Below are 17739 nucleotides of genomic sequence, written 5' to 3' on the forward strand. Positions count from 1 at the left end.
ATGTTCAACGAGGCCCGCCGGACGTGCTCCGAGACTGGGCTCCGAGGGTCAATTCCTGCGCTGCCCGCCTCTTGGGTCAGCGGTGTCGCGGATCATCACGGTGAGGACCGGCGAGGCCGGTGACGGCTGGCTTTGCCCGATATCCTGGCGCGGTGGTGCGCAGTGCGGCTCCGAACTCCTGCAGCATGCGCGTGACCCGGGCGTGCTGGGTGGCGGCTTCGGCGGGAACCTTCATCGCGGTGGCCGTGGCGGCATCGGGGGCGCCCTGGGCGAGCTGGGCGTGGGCGAGGCGGGTCGCGGTGATGGCCCGAGAGCGGATCATGTGGGGCCGGAGGGCGGCCAGGCAATGTCAGTTCTGCCATGCGCGCGGCTGGTCGGTCGGGGATGTGGGCAAGCAACCGGCAGCCGGCCGCGCAAGGTCTTTAACCTCTGGAACACGGGGCGCAACAAATAATCACGGCCCTGTTCCGAGTCGCGCAGGCCACGCTGCCGCCGTGCTGATCCCTACTTCCACCCATCCAGCGATACCTGAGGGCCACCGGTGAGATAGCGGTGGAGGGCGCTCGCGGTGGTGTCCACGAACTCCTCCGGGATGGCATCGGCATCGACCCAGCAGACCTGAGCGTGCTTGCTAGGTTCGCGGTTCTCCGGTTCGCCGGTCCAGTCGTGCGCGGCGAAGACCACCGTGAGGAAGCCGTTGGGAGCTTCGACGCCCCAAGCGCCATGGATGACGTGGGCGACCTTCAGGGCCTCCGGCTTCACGGTCAGGCCGGTCTCCTCGTACAGCTCGCGTACGGCGGTCTCGGTAATCGGCTCACCGGGTTCGCTCTTGCCGACCGGGAGGTCCCACATGCCCTGGGCGAACTTGGCGTTCTGGCTGCGCTGGAGGAGGACGACGCGGTTGGTGGCCTTGTCGTGGACGATGATGGCGGCGACCAGCAGGGTCATGGATTCGAGGGCGGGCTTGAGGGCTTTGGGGTGGTCGTCGGTTGTCCGCTGAGCCACGGTTGTGTCCCTTCGTCGGCCGGTTGGTGGGCAGCTTAGGCCAGTGCTTCGCGTGCGCGGCGGGCCAGTTCGACCGCGCCGGGCACCCTGCGGCGCTGGTAGACGGCGAGAGTGGAGCGAAGCGAACTGATCGCCTTGCGGGTGCGGTCGGAGGTCATTCCCTCCATGAGGATCAGGGCCTGGGACCAGGCGGCGACGGCCTCATCGGCTCGGGCCTGGGCGGCGAGGCTGTCGCCGAGGTCGGCGTAGGTGAGCGCGTGGACGCGCTTGTACTTCTCGGGATCCCAGCGCACCAGTGCGTCGCGGTGCTGCTGCTCGGTGCCTACGTGGTCCGCGAGGTCGGTCAGTGTGCGGGCAGTGTGGCTGGCGACGGTGCCGGCTGCCGGACCGCTGACGCGGGAATAACTCGGCTGTGGACCGTCGTCACGTAGGAGGGCGTCTTCGGCGGCGAGCAGGGCTCGAGCCGCTGCGGGCTTCTCGCCCACAGCGGCGTACGCGCGGGCATGGGTGATGTGGAGCAGCGCCTCGGTCTGGCCGTCGACGCGGCCCAGGCCGCGGATCAGTGCGCCCTCTACGAGGTCGACGCAGTGGTGGGGCTGCTTGAGGCTGAGGGCCTGGTGGGCGAGGGCGCGCATCATCCAGGCGGCGTGGCCGTGTGGGTCGGCTTCGCAGGCGAGTTGGTAGCCGACCTGGTAGTAGCGCTGGGCGGCGCCTTCCTGGCCGAGGTCGTGGTGCTTCCACCCTGCGAGGTAGGCGAGTTCTGCGACCGCTCCGAAGGCTGCCTGGCGTAAGGCTTCGTTCGGGAACCGTCCGCGGAGCATGGGGGCGGCGGTGTCGGCGAGATACGCGGTGACGGTGGTGAGTCCATGGCCGCCGCCGAGGCGCTCGTCGGCGGCGCTGAAAGCTGCGGTGATCTGGCGTACGACGTCCACGTCCTCCGCACCGACCAGTGAGCTACCGGAGCGGGCGCGGAGCATGCGCGCTGTGGCTTCGTGGTCATAGGCAAGGGGCATGGCGACGCCGGCTGCGGTGAAGGCGGCCACGGCCAGGAAGCGTCGGCGTTCGACGTCGGCACGGCCCAGGTCGGTCGCGGCGAGGACGGGATCAGCCTGCTCGGTCGGTGCCTCGCCTCCGCGGAGACCGATCTCCGTCTCGGAGACCGTGCGGCCTGCTCGCCGGGACAGTGCCTCGGCGAGGTACTGGGCGGTCCGGCCGGTCGGCTGGCGGGTGCCGTTCACCCAATGGGAGACAGCCGACTTGTTGGTCTGGAGGGTCTCGCCGTTCTCGGCAGCGATGCGTCGGATGTCCTTTGCCAGAGCCTCGTAGGTGCAGCCCGTCGCCTCGATGGTGTCGCGCAGGCGGGAGTTGGGTTCTCTCTGCGCTGCCACGACCGCCTCCGCTCCGGAGTTGTAAACCGCGTATACCGCTTTGACTGCCTCTCACCGTACCCACTGTGTGTGACGGCGTGTTCACTGAATATCAGCCGCCCGGCCCGGTCCGACACCGTGACCAGGCTCCCCCCTTCGGCCGGGCGGCTCCCTGAAGTTCCGTACACCCGTTCCGGGTTCAGGCATGCCTGTGCCCGAACCCGGCCGATCAGAGACGGAGACACGGTGACCACCATCGACACCACGGCCATCACGGTCGAGCTGCCCCAGGCGTTCGACGAGCGCTGGAGCCGACTGCCGGGCATCCAGGTCGACGGCCGGCGCATCACGATCGACCCGGCCGAGTACTTCTTCCGCTTCGAGTCCAACACCTGGCTCGTCGCCGACTGGGAGCTGGTCAGGTCCCAGCTCCTGGACGTGGAGGAGACCACCGAGAGCGCGGTCGAGCAGCTCGCCCTGGACTTCATCAAGGCCCACAGTGAGTCCACCTCGGACGCCGCCCGCGTGCTGGCCACCGCCTACGAGGTGTACGCCTACCTGTTCCGCGACGAGCACCTCGCCGACCTCGGTCTGCCGCAGATCACCGCCGAGCACCTGCGGATGCTGCGCGAGGCGGCCACGCTGATGGCGCTCAACAAGGTCGAGCTGGACGGGCACATCTCCAACGTCGGCCCGTGCTGGTTCTTCCCCGCCGCCACCTCGGTCGTATTCGACCTGGACGACGAGATGGGCGGGATGCTGGACGAGGTCTACCACGGCAGCTGGTTCAACGAGCACCGCCGCATCGAGTCCATCAAGGCCCACACCGCCCTCGGCGGCCGGCTCGTGCACGGCTGCCAGTCTGTGCCGGACCAGTCCGGCGGCGTCGTCGCACCCTACGGTGCGTCGATGACCGCCTTCCGCTCCGACCTCGCAGCCTTCAAGGCCGGCTGGATCGAGCAGGTCTACGCCCACCGCGTCAGCCCTGCCGCGTAGCACCCGCACCGCACGCCAGGCTCCGGGGCGGGCAGGCACCTCTCGCCTGCCCCGGACGCCCCCACCGCACTGGAGAGCCCTTCATGGACGCGACCCTCAACGCCGAACTCCTGGACAACCTGCTGACCCTCGCCAACCAAACCTGCGCATCGCGTGAGGAGGTGCGCGTCTGGTCCATGTCCGGCGTCGAGCGTCTGACCTTCACCGACGGCAGCACCGCCATCTTCAAGTACGCCAGGAGGCCCTTCGACAGGGAGGAACAGGCACTCCGGTTGGCAAAAACGCTCGGCGTCCCCGTTCCTTCCGTTCACGCCTCGGCAGTGCTGGACGGCTGGCTCGGGATGCTGCTGGAAGACCTCGGCGCTCCCATCCGCGAAGCCGACGACCTCGACGGCGCCGCCGCAGCCGTGGTCCTGCACCGCACCCGCACGGCCGCGGCCCTGCCTGTCCTCGATCAGGAGGGTCTGCGCGGCCTCCCGGCGCGAGCCTCGGAACACCTCGGCCACCTGCGCAAGGCCGACCGGTGGGAGGACACCCACGACATCGAGGACGCGCTCGACCGCATCGCCCAAGCCGCCGAAGCGCGCTCGGCCGGCGCCGCGTTCGGCCCGTTCGGCTGGGTGCACTCCGAGTTCCACCCCACCAGCCTCCACATCGGCCGGCGCGGCTGGCGCCTGCTGGACTTCGCCCGCGCCTTCACCGGCCCCGGCCTGCTCGACCTCGCCAGCTGGCACGGCACCCTCGACAACCCCGACCCCGCCCGACTGCGGGTCTTCCTGGAGACGTACGTCAGCGAAGGCGGCACCCCTGACGCCCTCGCCAAGCGTGGCGGGCTTCCGGCCGAGAAGTGGGCGCTGGGCTGGCACCGCGTCTGGGCCGTCGAGTGGTTCATGGAGCAGTCCATCCGCTGGATCAACGACCCGGCCACAGACCCCGCCTACATCAAGGCCGTACGCCGGCACCTCACCGACGTCCTCCACCTCCTGGAGGTCTGACGTGCTTGCCCAGGCGTCCCCCTGGTACGTCCACGCGCTCCAGCGCACCACGGCCACCCCCGCCGAGCCCCTGTCCGTCCCCGCGCGGATGGAATGGACTACACGGCCCGGCAGCGGACCCGGCGCCGAAATCCTCGCACCGGATCTGCGCCGCAAGCGACTGCTGGAACTCGGCTGCGGCCCCGGCCACAACGCCGCCCACCTCGCCACCCGCTACGGCGCCCACGTCACCGGCGTCGACCTCGTCGGCCTACAGGTCCGCCGAGCCCGCTCCCACTACGGACGGCTGAACAACCTCACCTTCGTCGCCGGACACGCCCTGCACTACCTGCAAGCCTCCGACGAGCGCTTCGACGCGATCTACTCCGTCTTCGGAGCGATCGGCCTCGTCGCCCCTGAGCTTCTGCTCCCGGCCATCACCCAGCACCTCAAACCCGGATGCACCCTCGCCTTCTCCGTCCCCCACCCTCAGCGGGGCGGCAGGCGCCCTTCCACCGATGACCGGCCCGGCCGCGACTACGTCACCCTTCCCGACCGCACGCGCCTGCCCATCGCGCGCTGGGAGTTCGACGCGGAACGCTGGGAGAAGCACCTCGGACGAGCGGGTCTCTGGCTCGCCTCGGCCCAGGAATTCCACGACGCCCGCCACGGCCTCTGGCCCACCACCCTGCTGATCACCGCGCGCAAGCTCTGACCCCAGCCCCTGCCCCCCTGGGAGAACCCGATGCGCCCGCCCTACCTGCTTCTCGACATCGACGGCGTCCTCATCCCCTTCCCGGACGCGGAAGGAGCCGGCCCCGAGACCCACACCCGCCACGACGTCGTACCCACCGGCCGAACCGCCGACAACCCAGTCACCATCTGGCTCAACCCAGCCCACGGTCCCCTGCTCATGCACGTGATCCGAACCGGCCTGGTCACCCCCGTCTGGTGCACCAGCTGGCGCCAGGACGCCACCACGCTCATCGGCCCGCTCCTCGGCCTCCCGCCCCTGCCACACGTCGAGCTGCCACGTCCGCAGATCACGACCAGCCACCCCAACGGCTACCTGTGGAAACGCGACCACCTCGACGCCTGGCTCGGCGACGCGCCCGCCATCTGGATCGACGACGACTTCGCCAACCTCGACCACGAATGGGCCAGGGAGCGCACCGCCCGTGGCCATGTCACCGCCCTCGTCCAGCCGGACCCGCACGTCGGGCTCCTGGCAGAGCACTTGGTCGAGGTCTTGGCTCGTGCGGCCCTGTTGCCCGTCGCACGGGCTGATGCCCCAGGTGTCTCATGTGAAGCGAGGGTCGCCTAGACGACCTATTCCAAGGGGTCAGTGATCGTAGGCGATGCTCCTTAAAGCATGTCGTCGGTCGTCGCTCGTCTCCGCAGGCACCCCTTGGAACACACCACCAGGAGGAACCAATGACATACCCGCAACCGCTCACCCCCGAGGGGAAACTCGCCGACGCGAAGAAGCAGCTGAGCCTCCCGCGTATCGTCGCGATCTGCGGCTCCACCCGTTTCATGACCGAGATGACCGAGGCCGATCTGCGGGAGACGAAAGCTGGAAAGATTGTCGTCAAGCCGGGTTGCGACATGAAGTCGCCGCACGAACTTTGGTCCGATCCTGTCGAGGCCGAGGCGCTGAAGGTTCGACTTGACGATCTGCACCGAGCGAAGATCCGGCTCGCTGATGAGGTGCTCGTAGTCGGCGACTACATCGGAGACAGCACCCGAGCCGAAATCGCCTACGCCCGGTCGCTGGGCAAGCCCGTGCGGTTCACACACCCCGAAGTCGACCCCGCCGCCTGACCGCCCGCCCCCGCACCCTCCGCAGGCACCCCTTGGAATTGATCACCGAGGGCGGCAAGACCCGGGAATCGCTGATGCCCTCGTCACTAGCAGGGAGCGAGGGCATCAGACTGACGGCTATGGCGGTAGACCGCAGGCCGTGTCGACCCCTAGCGACGCTGTCGGTGCCGCTGTCCGATAGGCATCGTTGCCGCAGCCGTGGTCTGGGGGCTGGGGCCCTGCTGGGCGGGGACCGAGCCAGCGATGGTCGAGCGTCGGCGGGCTGCCTCGGCTCGGCGGTTGGGTGCCGGGTTTCGGCCGGTGTGCTGAATGCGGGCGATGAGGACGCGGGCGGGTTGGCGGGCGGTGGTCAGTTCTCGCTCTGCGGCGGCATCCTTGAGGAGCTGGTGGGGCTGATGGCCGCGGGCTTCGGCGTCGGCGAGAACGGTGGCGAGTGCAGGCCAGGCCGGGTCGGTGAGGATCCGCTCGGCGTGGACGGGGACTGCCGCTCGTACGTCGCTGGCCAGGACGCCACACGCTTGTGCCCTTGGGGGCCAGGCTTCGAGTTCGGTGAGCGTGGGGGTGAGGGCGTGGTCGGCGGCGGTCCGGAGGTGCTGGACTGCCTGGTGGGCCGCTTCGGCTTGGTGGGCGTGGTTCTTTGCTTCGTGCCAACGTCCGGCGACGATGGCGGCCCAGACGAAACCGGCGAGCAGTGCGGCCAGCGCGCTGCCGTCGGGGCCGGTGGCGGTGTAAACGATGTCGCGGGCCGCGAGGCGCAGGGCGTGGGCGGCGCGGTCCTCGGCGCGAATCCGGGAGCGCTGGGCTCGACTGAACGCCTTGGATGCAGCCAGGAGTTCGGCACGCAGGTTGGCGGGTGCCTTCTGGGCGGTGGCTTCAATCAGTTCGCCGAGGGCTGCGATGTGGGCCTGGGCGCGGGTGTCGTCGGCGAGGTCTGCGTGGAGGGTGTCGAGCGCGTCGGTGGCCTGGTGCCAAGGGGTGCTGGAGCGGTTGCGGCGGGCGGTGGGGTGCTCTTCGGGCTGGCTGGATTCGAGGCGGGCCTTGATCTTGGGCAGGGAGAGGTCGGGAGCGATCTTGCCTCCGGGGTGGAAGATTTGCTCACCGTTCTCGTTGAGGTCGCCGGGGCGGCCGGCGGCGTAACCGAGGAGGTCTCCTGACGGGCCGCGTCGGGTCTTGACCTCGATGCCGTCGGCTTCGAGGTAGGCGATGAATTCTTCGGCGCCTGTCACGTGGGGGATGGCGGCGCGGATGCGGTCCTGGAGCCACTCGGGGCTGGTCTGTTCCCAGCCGAGGCGTTCGGCCTTGTGCATCTCGGCCTGGGTGGGCCGGCGCACACCGGTGCGGTCGCCCTTCTTCAGCCGACGCAGCCCGTAGTCCTTCTCGATCTCGCGGCAGGCGTCGCCGACGCGCAGGCCGCTGTCGTGGAGTTTGGGGCGGCGGCCGTCTTCGCGGACGTTGGTGGCGAGGATGTGGATGTGGTCGTCGGCGTGGCGTACGGCGACCCAGCGGCAGGCCAGGTCGTCGTCGGCGGGGGCGATGCCGGCGGCCTGGACGATGCGCTGGGCGATCTCGGCCCACTCGGCGTCGGAGAGGTAGCGGTCCTCGGGCGCGGCGCGGACGGGGCAGTGCCAGACATGGTCGGTGACCGGCTTGCCGAACTCGCTGTTGCGCAGGCGTACGGGCGCGTCGAGATGGCGGGCGAGTTCGGTGAGCGTGGCGTTCTCATCGCGGCCGGGGTCGGGCCTGCCGAGCATGGCGAATCCGGCCACGATGTGCGGGTCGAGGTGTTCGTCGTGGCGTCCGGGACCGTAGAGGTAGGCGAGCAGACCACGGGTGTTGGACCCGGCCGGTTTGATGGCGGCGATCACGCGGCTGCCTCCGTCTCCGGATCGGTGGGCTGGCGCAGGGCCTCGGCGATCAGCTCCAGCAGGTCGTGGAGCTCGGCCAGGCGCTCGCGAATGTCGGACGGGGCCTGGTCGCTGTTGAGGGCACGGGCGATCTGGTTGACGTTGACGCCGATCCGGTTGAGCTGGCGCAGGACCTGAGCGCGGAAGACGTGGGTGCGGCGGCGGTCCTCGGACAGGGGCAGGTTGGCGGTGAACCGGCCGGCGAGGAAGGCGAGGACGATGTCGGCGGCGAAACCGGACTCGCCCTTGTAGCCGTGCTGGGTCGCTGCCTCCTGAAGCTGGGTGTGCTCGTCGCCGGTGAAGCGCAGGGGGCCCACTCGGACGACGCGCTTGGTGCCGGTGAAGCGGCGGATCGTGGGCTGCACTTTCTGCACGGCGGGCTCGCCGACTGTGGTCTCGGCGGCACGGACGGGGCGAAGGACTTCGCGCTGGGCGGCATGGAGCGAGTCCGGGTCGGGGCTGCCTTCGGCCCCGCCCTCCTGGTCCTGCGCCCCCTGGCGCTGGGCCGTCTCCGCCACCCCCGGGGCGGAGACCCCCGAAGACCGGCCTTGAGTCGGACTCGGGGTACTACTGGCTCCGCCGGGGGCCACCCGTCCGAACGCACGCCGCAGACGGTTCATCAGCGTAGGGGACTTCGTCAGCGGTATCGGCACGTCGTGAGTGTCTTCGGGGCGGTGCGGGTCGTGCGTCACGGGCGGTGCTCCAGGAGAGGTGGGGAAGGCGGGCAGTTCCGCAGGAGGGGGCGGCGGAGTGGGGGCGGTCACCGCGTCGTCCGCAGATGTGGAGAAGCGGGCGGTGAGTGAGACGGGTGGCCGACTGGCCGGGGTGACCGGAGGAGTTCCGGTCACCCTGTAGGGATTCCGGTCAGTCGCTGTCCGGACCGGTCTCGGCGGCGGCTGCGATTTCGGGCCGGAGGGTGGTCATCACGTCGGTCTGCCGCTCGCTGCTGATCGTCAGCCCCTTGGCCTTGACGGCCTTTCGGAGCAGTGACCGGGTGAGCGTGCCGTGTTCGGCGAGGGCGATCCGGCCGATCTCCACGAGTTCGTCAAGCGTGGCGCTGGGCGGACGGCCACCGCGCGGCCTGTTCTCCGCAACCTCGGAAGGCGGTTCCGTCGGCTGGGCGGCCACGGCGGTCGGAGGCACGGGCTGGGCGGGTTCGGCCGGTGGCTCGGCGAACGTGGCGGGGACGGTGACCGGTGGTTCTGGCACCGGAGCCGATGCGGGTTCCGGATGGCCCGCAGGCTGGTCGACGAGCTGGTGGATCTGCCGCATCAGGACGCCGAAGGCCAGCAGTGCGGCGGTCGGGGGGACCGCGGCGACCATGTAGTCGAGCAGCGGCACGGTGCCCGCGCTGCCGGTGCCGTTGACTCCGGCAACGTTGAGCGCGATGGAGCCGACCGATCCGGTGGCCGTCAGGGAGATCGCCCACTTGTCGGTCACTCTGCGCAGGCCCGCGCGGAGCATGAGCAGTTCGCCCGCGACGATGAAGGCGTCCAGGGTCGCCGGCCAGGCCCAGCGGCGGGTGGGAGAGCTGCGCAGCCCGTGCTGTCCGGCGACCTCGGCGAGGTGTGCGTACGACAGCCAGAATCCGCTGATGGTGAGGGCGACGATGACGACCCCGGCCGCACCGAGCGTGTACCGCTCGATGTCCTGCTTGGTCATCGACAGCCGTCCTCCGTCGGGGCGGTGCCCCCGACGGGTGGTTGTGCGTGTGGGGGTGGGGAGGGTCAAGCGGGGTGCTCCTGGGGTTTGGCGGTGTGATCCGTCTTGCCGTCTTAGCCGTTGCAAGCGCAGGTCAGGGCCGGTACGGCAGGGGCGTGGATGTGCCGTACCGGCGGCGTCTCGTCGTGTCCCCGGCCGAGCCGGACGGCACTGCTACGTTGTGCTGTCCTGCTCGGCGGGGCTGTGACCTGCGGTGATACGGCGAGGACGCGTGGGACGGCACAAGACGGGTCCGGGCTGCGTCCTCCCGGCGGCAGCGATCACGATGATCACCTTGCCGTCTTGTCCTCGGTTGCCGTCTTGTCTGCATGCCGTTTGACCTGCGGAATCACGGCAGGGACGGCAGGGACGCCCACCGGGGGATGCGGGGGTCAGTCAGTGCTGAGGGCGGCAGGCTCGGTGTCCACTGGGTGGACAGTGGGGCAGTAGCGCCGCCAGGGGTCGAGGAACTTGTTGCGCATGTAGCCCTTGCGCTGGGTTCCGTCGGGGAGGCGAACGTTGCCGGGCCTGATATCGAACTCTCGGAGCATCGCTGCCAGGTCCTTGGCGTTCAGCCCGTTGCGTCCCCACTCCGCCCAGGGGCTCTCGGCATCCTGCCGGAGCTGGTGGAGTAGTTCGTCCGTGGTAAGGCTGTCGGGCTCGCGCTGGGCTACGAACACCCTGCGGATGTCGGCGAGGATTCGGGCTCCGCCGGGCCGGTCCTCCTCTGCCTCGACCTCTGCGGCGACCATCCGTGCGCACGCCTCGCGGGCGCGACGGGGCCAGGATCCGGCGGCCAGGTCCGCGATGATGACCAATGGCTCCCAGGTGTCGGCGGCCCGGTCCTCCACCGGCATGTCCGGCTCCAGGTCCGCTGCCTCATCCAGCAGCGGCCTTGCCCATGCAGCGATCCGGTCGCGCAGGTCGTGCAGAGCGGGGATGTCGCGTCGGGAGCGGAAGGGCTTGACGCGCTCGCCCTCCGCCCGGCGGCGCATACGGATCACCACAGCTCGATCCATGATCGTGTCGGGCAGGTCACCGATCCCGGCGAGGGCCGCCATGGCGAAGGTGGCGAACCGGTGCGGGGTGTGGTCGTTGCCGACCACCCGCGTGACGTAGCGGTTGCGCTGGTGGCCGGCGTTGAGCAGGCCGCGCATCTCCTCGTTCTTCTCCGCCATCTTCGGCGTGCCGAAGATGGTGTCCGCCTCGTCCACCAGGAGCGTGGGCGGCTCCTCGGTGATCGACCGGAACACCGCGGCCGGTGTGGTGTTGATGGTGAGCATCGGCTCGTGGACCGTCTCGGTCAGTACGTCCAGCAGCCGCGACTTGCCGCACCGCTTCGCCGGACCCACCACCGCCAGCCGCGGCGCGTGCTGCCAGGCTGGCTGCAGATGCGTGGCCGCCACCCACAGCGTCACCGCATCCAGCGCCTCCGGCGAGGGCAGGATCACGAACTTCGCTATCTGCGCACGCAGTTCGTCCAGCAGCGCCGAGCCGGCGGTCGGCTCCGGATCCGGTGCCGGAGTCTCGACCGCCTCGACCGGCGCAGTCGGCTCGGGTTCGCCCTGGCCGGGCTTGCCCGGTACCGCGACCGGCGGCCATGCGGTGGCAGGGGGTTCGGGGGTGGAATAGGGCGCGGGGTTCTCAGGTTGCACCAGGTGGCTCCTCTTCTGCGCCGCCGGGCATGCAGGCCCAGCGGCGCGGATCGTTCGTTGGAGACGGGCGACGGGGATTCCCGAGCCTCCGGCGTTGCCGCGCCGGAGGCTCGCTGCGTTTCAGAGACTGAACACGCGCTGTGTCCCGAGTCGGGACACTCGCTCGGTTCCCCGAGGGAACACGGACAGTACGTCCGCCCCCGGCAACAGTCCAGCGTTTCTGTGTCAGCTCAGCGCAGAACCGTCTGCTACGCTCCCGCCTCTTCACGCCGCCAGCCCGAGCAGCTCCAACAAGTCCGCGGTCACCACCCGGTAGGCGTTGCCCAGGCGCAGCACCTTGCACGGGTAGGCGCCCCGCTTCGCCAACTCATAGCCCTTGCTCCGGCCGAGCCCAAGTGCTCGATTGCTCGTGTCCAGGTCAACTGCCACGGGAAGGGCGAGTACCTCTTCCCGGCTCATCCCCTTCGAGCCCTTCGAGTCTTTGGCCGTCGCGTCGTCACGCATGTAGTGCGTCCCTCTTCGTGCAGCCCTCGGCGAACGCGGTCATCACGTCCGGCTCCAGGCGTCTACAAACCAGGATGGCCAAGCTAATGTGTCTTCATGACACAACGTGGTTTCGATGATGGAAGTGACGAGGACGACGTCCCCGAGTGGGCGGACCGGATCAAGGCCAACGTCGCCGGCGAAGTCCGGCGCAGAAGGAAGGAGATGAGGTGGAGTGCGCAGGATCTGGCGGATCGGTGCGAGCAACTCGGGCACCCCATCCCGCGCAACGTGATTGCCAACATGGAGTCCGGCCGCCGGGCGAACCTCCCCCTCGTGGACGTGATGGTCCTGGCCGCCGCCCTGGAGACTTACCCGGTCTGCCTGATCTTCCCGGTCGGCTACGTCGAGGAGACCCAGGAACTGCCGTTGCAGCATCTCGTGCCCACCTGGGACGCCCTACGCCGCTTCACCGGCGAGGAGGAAGTACCCGGCTACGACGCGGGCCTGGTCCCCGACTTCGAACTGCACGCCAGCCTCGTCCGTACCGCTCTCGCTGCCCTCGAAGAGGAAGAACAGGCCCGGTTCGCGGCCAAGACGGCCACCAGCCGCGCCGAAATTGAAGAGGCCGAGCGCCAGCGGGCCAAGTACGCCGACCAGGCCATCTCCGCCAAGTACAGGCTCCGCTACCTCCGCCGCGAGCTCCGCGAGGACGGGGCCACCCTGCCCCATCTGCCACCCGCCCTGGGCGACGTAGACCCGCCCGAACCCAATACCGACACCACCCCGGAGGAACGCCCTTGAAGGGCTCCACCCATCGCCGCTGCTACTGCCGTGACCCCCACACGGGCAAGCCGCTCGGTAAGAAATGCCCTAAGCTCTCCAGCCGCAAGCACGGCTCGTACTCCATACGCCAGGAGCTCCCGCCCCGCGAGGACGGCACCCGCCGCTCCTTCAGTCGCGCCGGCTACGACAGCCTCAAGGCCGCCCAGACCGACCTTGACCACGTCCGTGCCCTGCTCGGCCTCGCCGACTCCGACGACGGCGAGGGTCTGGCCCAGATCGCCGAGCTGCTGGAGAAGGTGGCTGAGGAGAAGGCGCCGCTGCCGGGCATCGAGGCGACCCACAGGCGCCTCAGCCACGGCCTGGACCTGACCAGCCGTCTCACCGTCGGTGAATGGCTGGACATGTGGCTGGCGGGCAAAAAGGGGCGGCAGAGCGCTATCAGCCGCGACGAGAGCAACATCAGGGTTCACCTCAAACCGCGGATCGGGCACCTGCGGCTCGACCGCCTCCGGGTCACCCACCTCACGGAGATGTTCGAGGCCATCGCCGAGGCCAACGTCGAGATCGCCGAAGGCAACGCCGCACGGCGCAAGGCGTTCGAAGACCTGGCCCAGATCCCCTGGAAGGGCCGGGAGCACCGCGCTCGACGCAAGGCGATGAAGGCGGCGATCGAGGAGATGGAGCCCTACCGCCGCATCGTGGGCCCGGCTACCCGCCAGCGCGTACGCTCCACCCTGCGTGCCGCCCTGAACGCCGCGATCGCCCAGCAGCTCATCACCTTCAACCCGGCGGCCCACGTCGAGTTGGAGGCGGGCAAGCGGCCCAAGGCGCTGGTGTGGACGGACGAACGCATCCTCCACTGGAAGCGCACCGGCGAGAAGCCGTCGCCGGTGATGGTCTGGACGCCGGAGCACACCGGCCTCTTCCTCGACCACGTCGCGGAGGACCGCCTGTACGCGCTGTTCCACCTGATCGCATTCCGAGGGCTGCGACGAGGCGAGGCGTGCGGGCAGAAGTGGACCGACACTCACCTTGACGCCGGCCTCATCACCGTCGCCAAGCAACTCGTCGTGGACGGCTGGGAGGTGTACGAGGACGATCCCAAGACCGATGCCGGCGCGCGGACCATCGCGCTCGACTCCGACACGGTCCAGGCTCTCAAGCGGCACCGCGCCCAGCAGGACAAGGACCGCGAGGAGTGGAAGAGCGCCTGGGTGGAGACCGGCCGCGTCTTCACCAAGGAGAATGGCGAGATGCTCCACCCCGCCAACGTCACACGGCGGTTCGTCGAGCTGTACGAAGAGATCGGCCTCCCACCGGTCCGGCTCCACGACCTGCGCCACGGTGCCGCGACGCTGGCTCACGCGGCCGGGGCCGACCTGAAGGACATCCAGGAGATGCTCGGCCACTCCTCGATCACCATCACGGCCGATACCTACACGAGCCTGCTCCCCGAAGCGGACCTGGCGATCGCCGAGGCCGCAGCCCGGCTCGTACCGCGCGCCCGCGCCGCCTCCAAGGACGACGCTCCGGAAGCCAAGCACAAGGCCGGAGAGCCGGAGGCGAACGTGCCAAACGGTGTTGATCCGTCCGAAGAAATCTCGGGGTCTGGCACCCCGTCCGCTCACGCACCGCTCACGCAAACGGCCCCGGACGAGATGCCCGAGGCCGAATAGGACCCCTCTCTGGGGAAGAAACCCCAGGTCAGAGCGGTAACGCGTTGTGCCCCCGGCAGGATTCGAACCTGCGACACCCGCTTTAGGAGAGCGGTGCTCTATCCCCTGAGCTACGAAGGCATTGCTCGATCAGTGGCGACGAGGCCACCGCCGACAGTGTAGCGGGTGGCTCGTCGTGGCACGGCGGGTCGGGGCTTGCGGGGAGCAGGGGAGTGGGGGAGGGGGGTTCAGGACGGAGGGACGCGGCCGAAGCGGGAGGCGGTGTGGAGGTCCGTCTGGATGCGGTCGGCGGTTGCGCGGAGGGCGGGGAGGACGTCCTGGAGGCAGTCCCGCAGGCTGCGCCGGGCCGTATGGGTGGCGACGTTCAGCGCGGTGACCGCCCTGCCGGACCGGTCCCGTACCGGTACGGCGAGGGACCGCAGGCCCGACTCCAGCTCCTCGTCGACCAGGGCGTAGCCCTGGTCGCGGACCTGGGCGAGGGCCGGGGGGAGGGGGGAGGCGGTGTCCGCCAGGAGGACGCGGCCCAGGGAGGTCGCGGCGGCGGGCAGGCGGGCGCCGACCGCGATGTGCACGGTCAGCACCCGGCGCGTGTCCGCTCCGGCGGTGTACTGGATCTCGGTGCCGTCGGCCGTCAGCACCGCCAGCGCCGTCGGTTCCTGCAACCGGTCCGCGAGGGCCCGCAGATGTGGTTCGGCCAGGCGCGGGAGGGTGCTGCGGGACAGTGGCGGGAAGCCGAGGTCCAGGACGCGCGGGGTGAGGGTGAAGGTGCGGTCGGGGTGCGCCAGCACCAGGCCGAGGTGTTCGTGGGTGAGCAGCGCGCGGCGCGCCGTGGCCCGGGCCAGGCCGGTCGCCCGTGCCACCTCGGTCAGGGACAGCGCCGAGCGGCCCTCGCCGTACGCGGCCGGCACGGTCAGACCGCGGGCCAGGGACTCCACGAAGTCCCGGCCCAGCTCGTGCTTGGACGCCGTGGTCCAGCTCGCGAGGCCCGCGGGCGGTGGGCCGGGCCGCGGCGGGGGAGCGGTGCGCAGGTCGCACTCCATCGCCGCCGCGGCCGTACGAAGCCGGGGCAGGAGGCTGCCGCGCAGGCCGGCCGCGGAGTGTCGGCTCGTATGGCTGACCACGCTCGCCACGCAGGCCGGACGGCCGGTGGCCGGATCCCGCACCGGTACGGACACCGCGACCAGGCCCGGTTCGATCAGCTGGTCGTCCACCGCCCAGCCGTCCCGGCGCGCCCGCTCCACCCGTGCCGGGAAGGCGGAGTCGCCGGTGGGCACCGGGCCGGGCGGTACGGCGGGGAACGCCGTGTCCGCCGGGTCGGCCGCCCGGCGGGCGTGCCAGCGGGTCCATTCCCGCGGGGTCCACTCGGTCGCGAACAGCGGGCCGGGCGCGGTGCGTTCGGCCGGGAGGAGGTCGCCGATGCGGAAGCTGACGGACATCGCGCGGCGGCGGGTGGCCTGGTGGACGAAGCGGATGCCGTCGAGGTCGGCGACCGCGAGCGACACCGACTCGTCCAGCTCGTCGTCCAGCTCGTCGGCGAGCGCGTCGGCGCGGGCGCCGAGCAGCGCGGGCAGGCGGAGGGCGGCCAGGTAGGCGTTTCCCAGCTCCATCACGCCGGGGGTGAGGACGACGTCCCGGCCGTCGAGGCGGACGTAGCCCATGCGGGCCAGCGTGGCGGTGATCCGGTCGACCGTGGACCGGGCGAGCCCGGTGGTCCGCTCCAGCGCGCTCGGACTCAGCGTGCCGCCCGCCTCGGTCAGCCGCCGCAGCACACCGACCCCGCGCAGCAACGGCCCCACCGCTTCCCCCGTACCGCCGCGGGCGTCGGCATCCAGTGCGGTCTTCGCGGGCATCGGCTCTCCGGTACGGCATACGGGCACGCCCAAGGTAGACCCCGCCCGGCTCCCCTCGCCCGAACGGCCCTCACCTGCCCCGACGGCCGGCCGCCACTTGCCCGAACGGCCCCCGCATTCCCCTGAAGTGCCCCCGCATCCCCCCGAGGTTCCCTACGACCGCGTGACCCGGATCCGGTAGGCGCCGTCCTCGTCCGTGCCGATCACCCGCACGGTGACGCCGTGGCGGGGGTCCTTGAAGGTGCTGCCGGGGGAGAAGGGGGCGTCGGAGAGTTCCGCCTGGACGTTGGGGCTGCGGGTGCAGCCGCCGCTGCCGGGGTGGCTGTCGTAGACCCGGACGGGACCGCGTCCGGTGTCGATGGTGCCGTCGACCTTGTAGATCAGCAGCCCCGGCCGGCAGATCGCCTCGTCGTTGCCGCCCTGCTCGCGCACCTCCAGCGCGTAGGAGCTGTGCGCGTCGACGGGGACGAGGACCAGCTTCCCGCCGCCGGGCTTGTACAGCGGCGTCAGCAGGTACTCGGTGCTCCCCCGGGCCGCCGCGCAGCTCACCTGGGAGCTGTCCAGCCAGCCCAGCTTCCACTTGTGCCAGGCCAACAGGTCGTTTCCGGCCCCCCAGTCCTCGCTCATGATGTCCCAGTGCCCGACCGCGCTCCCGCCCTCCTGCGTGTACAGGTCGGGCAGGCCGAAGGTGTGGCCGTTCTCGTGCGGCAGCACGCGGTAGCCGGTGCGGTCGTAGGAGCCGGAGCCGTCGTCCTGGCGGGAGTAGACGAAGGACGCGTTGGCGATGGGGACGCCGTCGGCGACCGGGGCGTCGATGTTGCCGGCGAAGGTCACGGACAGGACGGTGTCCAGTGCGGAGGGGCCGGCGTTGGGGGAGATCAGGACGTTGAGGAGGTCGTACGAGCGGAAGTCCACGGCCGGGTCGGCCGCGTCCACGATGTCCTGTACGAGCTGCCGGTAGCCGGGATCGAAGGGGGAGCCGCGCTCTATGCCGTACTCCTTGAAGGGTTTGGGCATCCGCAGCCATGCGGTGATCGGCGTCTCGGGCCGGTAGTCCAGGCGGCCGTACGACGCGGTGCGGAACCACTCCTGGGTCCGCGGGAAGAACTCGTGGAAGCGGTCCATGGCGCTGCCCTGCCCGGGCGCGTCGGAGAAGTCGACCATCAGGGTCAGGGCGTGGACCGTGCCCGTGGAGCGGGCGTAGCCGTGCGGGGTGGGCAGGCCCTCGGTCATCTGCACGTCGCGGCCGCCGTGGACGGTGCAGGGGGCGAGGGCGGCGGAGCGGGCCATGCCGGTGGGCCCTGCGGTGGTGGGCGCCGTCAGGTGTCCGGTCCCGGCCGAGGTGCTGACCGCGAGGGTCAGTGCGGTCACCGCGGCCAGGGTGGCCACCCGGCGCGGGCGTATGCGGCGGCGGGTGCGGCCGCGGCCTTCGCGGCCCCGGCCGCCCTGGGGGGAACCGCCGCCGCGGGGGCGGGCGGGGGTGTGGCCTCCTGCGGGGAGGCGCCCGTGGGGAAGGGA

General features: G+C 70.6%; 16 protein-coding genes, 1 tRNA gene and 1 pseudogene. 7 read left to right on the top strand and 11 right to left on the bottom strand.

What is annotated here, in order from left to right; genetic code table 11:
* Positions 1–76: 76 nt before the first annotated feature.
* The 3 genes and pseudogenes from IE244_RS12380 to IE244_RS12390 all read right to left on the bottom strand — a co-directional run.
* A pseudogene (locus IE244_RS12380) lies at positions 77–346 on the bottom strand (hypothetical protein); the annotation flags it as partial.
* Between the two features lie 158 nt (positions 347–504).
* Positions 505–1005, bottom strand: coding sequence for an NUDIX domain-containing protein (locus tag IE244_RS12385; RefSeq protein WP_191873412.1), 501 nt, complete (start codon positions 1003–1005; stop codon positions 505–507).
* Between the two features lie 35 nt (positions 1006–1040).
* Positions 1041–2393: an NsdA family TPR-like regulatory protein gene (locus tag IE244_RS12390; protein WP_191873414.1), complete on the bottom strand. Its 1353-nt coding sequence runs from the start codon at positions 2391–2393 to the stop codon at positions 1041–1043.
* Between the two features lie 225 nt (positions 2394–2618).
* Between IE244_RS12390 and IE244_RS12395 the strand changes: the two genes are divergently transcribed.
* The 5 genes from IE244_RS12395 (at position 2619) to IE244_RS12415 (ending at position 6166) form a co-directional block, all read left to right on the top strand.
* Positions 2619–3368 carry a hypothetical protein gene (locus IE244_RS12395; RefSeq protein WP_191873416.1) on the top strand — a complete coding sequence of 250 codons (750 nt, stop codon included), beginning with the start codon at positions 2619–2621 and terminating at the stop codon, positions 3366–3368.
* A gap of 83 nt (positions 3369–3451) precedes the next feature.
* Positions 3452–4363, top strand: a complete 912-nt coding sequence (locus tag IE244_RS12400; protein ID WP_191873417.1) for a phosphotransferase family protein — start codon at positions 3452–3454, stop codon at positions 4361–4363.
* Position 4364: 1 nt separating this feature from the next.
* Positions 4365–5057, top strand: coding sequence for a class I SAM-dependent methyltransferase (locus IE244_RS12405; RefSeq protein ID WP_191873419.1), 693 nt, complete (start codon positions 4365–4367; stop codon positions 5055–5057).
* A gap of 30 nt (positions 5058–5087) precedes the next feature.
* A complete protein-coding gene (locus tag IE244_RS12410; RefSeq protein WP_191873421.1) occupies positions 5088–5666 on the top strand; it encodes an HAD domain-containing protein in 579 nt (192 codons plus the stop codon).
* Positions 5667–5776: 110 nt separating this feature from the next.
* Positions 5777–6166, top strand: a complete 390-nt coding sequence (locus IE244_RS12415) for a TIR domain-containing protein (protein ID WP_191873423.1) — start codon at positions 5777–5779, stop codon at positions 6164–6166.
* Between the two features lie 149 nt (positions 6167–6315).
* On the opposite strand, the gene IE244_RS12420 is transcribed toward IE244_RS12415, so the two are convergent.
* From IE244_RS12420 to IE244_RS12440, 5 genes are all read right to left on the bottom strand, one after another.
* Complete coding sequence (locus IE244_RS12420; RefSeq protein WP_191873425.1) at positions 6316–8031, bottom strand: relaxase/mobilization nuclease domain-containing protein; 1716 nt, start codon at positions 8029–8031, stop codon at positions 6316–6318.
* Positions 8028–8588 (bottom strand): MobC family plasmid mobilization relaxosome protein, encoded by a 561-nt coding sequence (locus tag IE244_RS12425; RefSeq protein ID WP_191873427.1) that lies wholly within the window; start codon positions 8586–8588, stop codon positions 8028–8030. The genes IE244_RS12420 and IE244_RS12425 overlap by 4 nt, the downstream gene beginning before the upstream one ends.
* A 346-nt stretch (positions 8589–8934) precedes the next feature.
* Entirely contained in the window at positions 8935–9732 is a 798-nt protein-coding gene (locus IE244_RS12430; protein ID WP_191873429.1) for a DUF2637 domain-containing protein, read from the bottom strand.
* Between the two features lie 431 nt (positions 9733–10163).
* Positions 10164–11426: a DUF3631 domain-containing protein gene (locus tag IE244_RS12435; protein WP_191873431.1), complete on the bottom strand. Its 1263-nt coding sequence runs from the start codon at positions 11424–11426 to the stop codon at positions 10164–10166.
* Positions 11427–11690: 264 nt separating this feature from the next.
* A complete protein-coding gene (locus IE244_RS12440; protein WP_191873433.1) occupies positions 11691–11930 on the bottom strand; it encodes a hypothetical protein in 240 nt (79 codons plus the stop codon).
* Between the two features lie 96 nt (positions 11931–12026).
* Between IE244_RS12440 and IE244_RS12445 the strand changes: the two genes are divergently transcribed.
* Positions 12027–12713 carry a helix-turn-helix domain-containing protein gene (locus IE244_RS12445; RefSeq protein WP_191873435.1) on the top strand — a complete coding sequence of 229 codons (687 nt, stop codon included), beginning with the start codon at positions 12027–12029 and terminating at the stop codon, positions 12711–12713.
* Positions 12710–14371, top strand: a complete 1662-nt coding sequence (locus tag IE244_RS12450; RefSeq protein ID WP_191873437.1) for a site-specific integrase — start codon at positions 12710–12712, stop codon at positions 14369–14371. The genes IE244_RS12445 and IE244_RS12450 overlap by 4 nt, the downstream gene beginning before the upstream one ends.
* Positions 14372–14418: 47 nt before the next feature.
* Here IE244_RS12450 and IE244_RS12455 read toward each other — a convergent pair.
* The 3 genes from IE244_RS12455 to IE244_RS12465 all read right to left on the bottom strand — a co-directional run bounded on the left by IE244_RS12455 (position 14419) and on the right by IE244_RS12465 (position 17610).
* Positions 14419–14491, bottom strand: a tRNA-Arg gene (locus IE244_RS12455).
* A gap of 107 nt (positions 14492–14598) precedes the next feature.
* Positions 14599–16221 carry an IclR family transcriptional regulator domain-containing protein gene (locus tag IE244_RS12460; RefSeq protein ID WP_191873439.1) on the bottom strand — a complete coding sequence of 541 codons (1623 nt, stop codon included), beginning with the start codon at positions 16219–16221 and terminating at the stop codon, positions 14599–14601.
* Positions 16222–16374: 153 nt separating this feature from the next.
* The gene (locus IE244_RS12465) at positions 16375–17610 is read right to left on the bottom strand and encodes a M6 family metalloprotease domain-containing protein (RefSeq protein ID WP_229854067.1); all 1236 of its coding nucleotides are present in this window, start codon (positions 17608–17610) and stop codon (positions 16375–16377) included.
* Positions 17611–17739: the final 129 nt, after the last annotated feature.

The sequence above is a fragment of the Streptomyces filipinensis genome, from assembly GCF_014649495.1.
In the GTDB taxonomy this organism is placed as follows: domain Bacteria; phylum Actinomycetota; class Actinomycetes; order Streptomycetales; family Streptomycetaceae; genus Streptomyces; species Streptomyces filipinensis.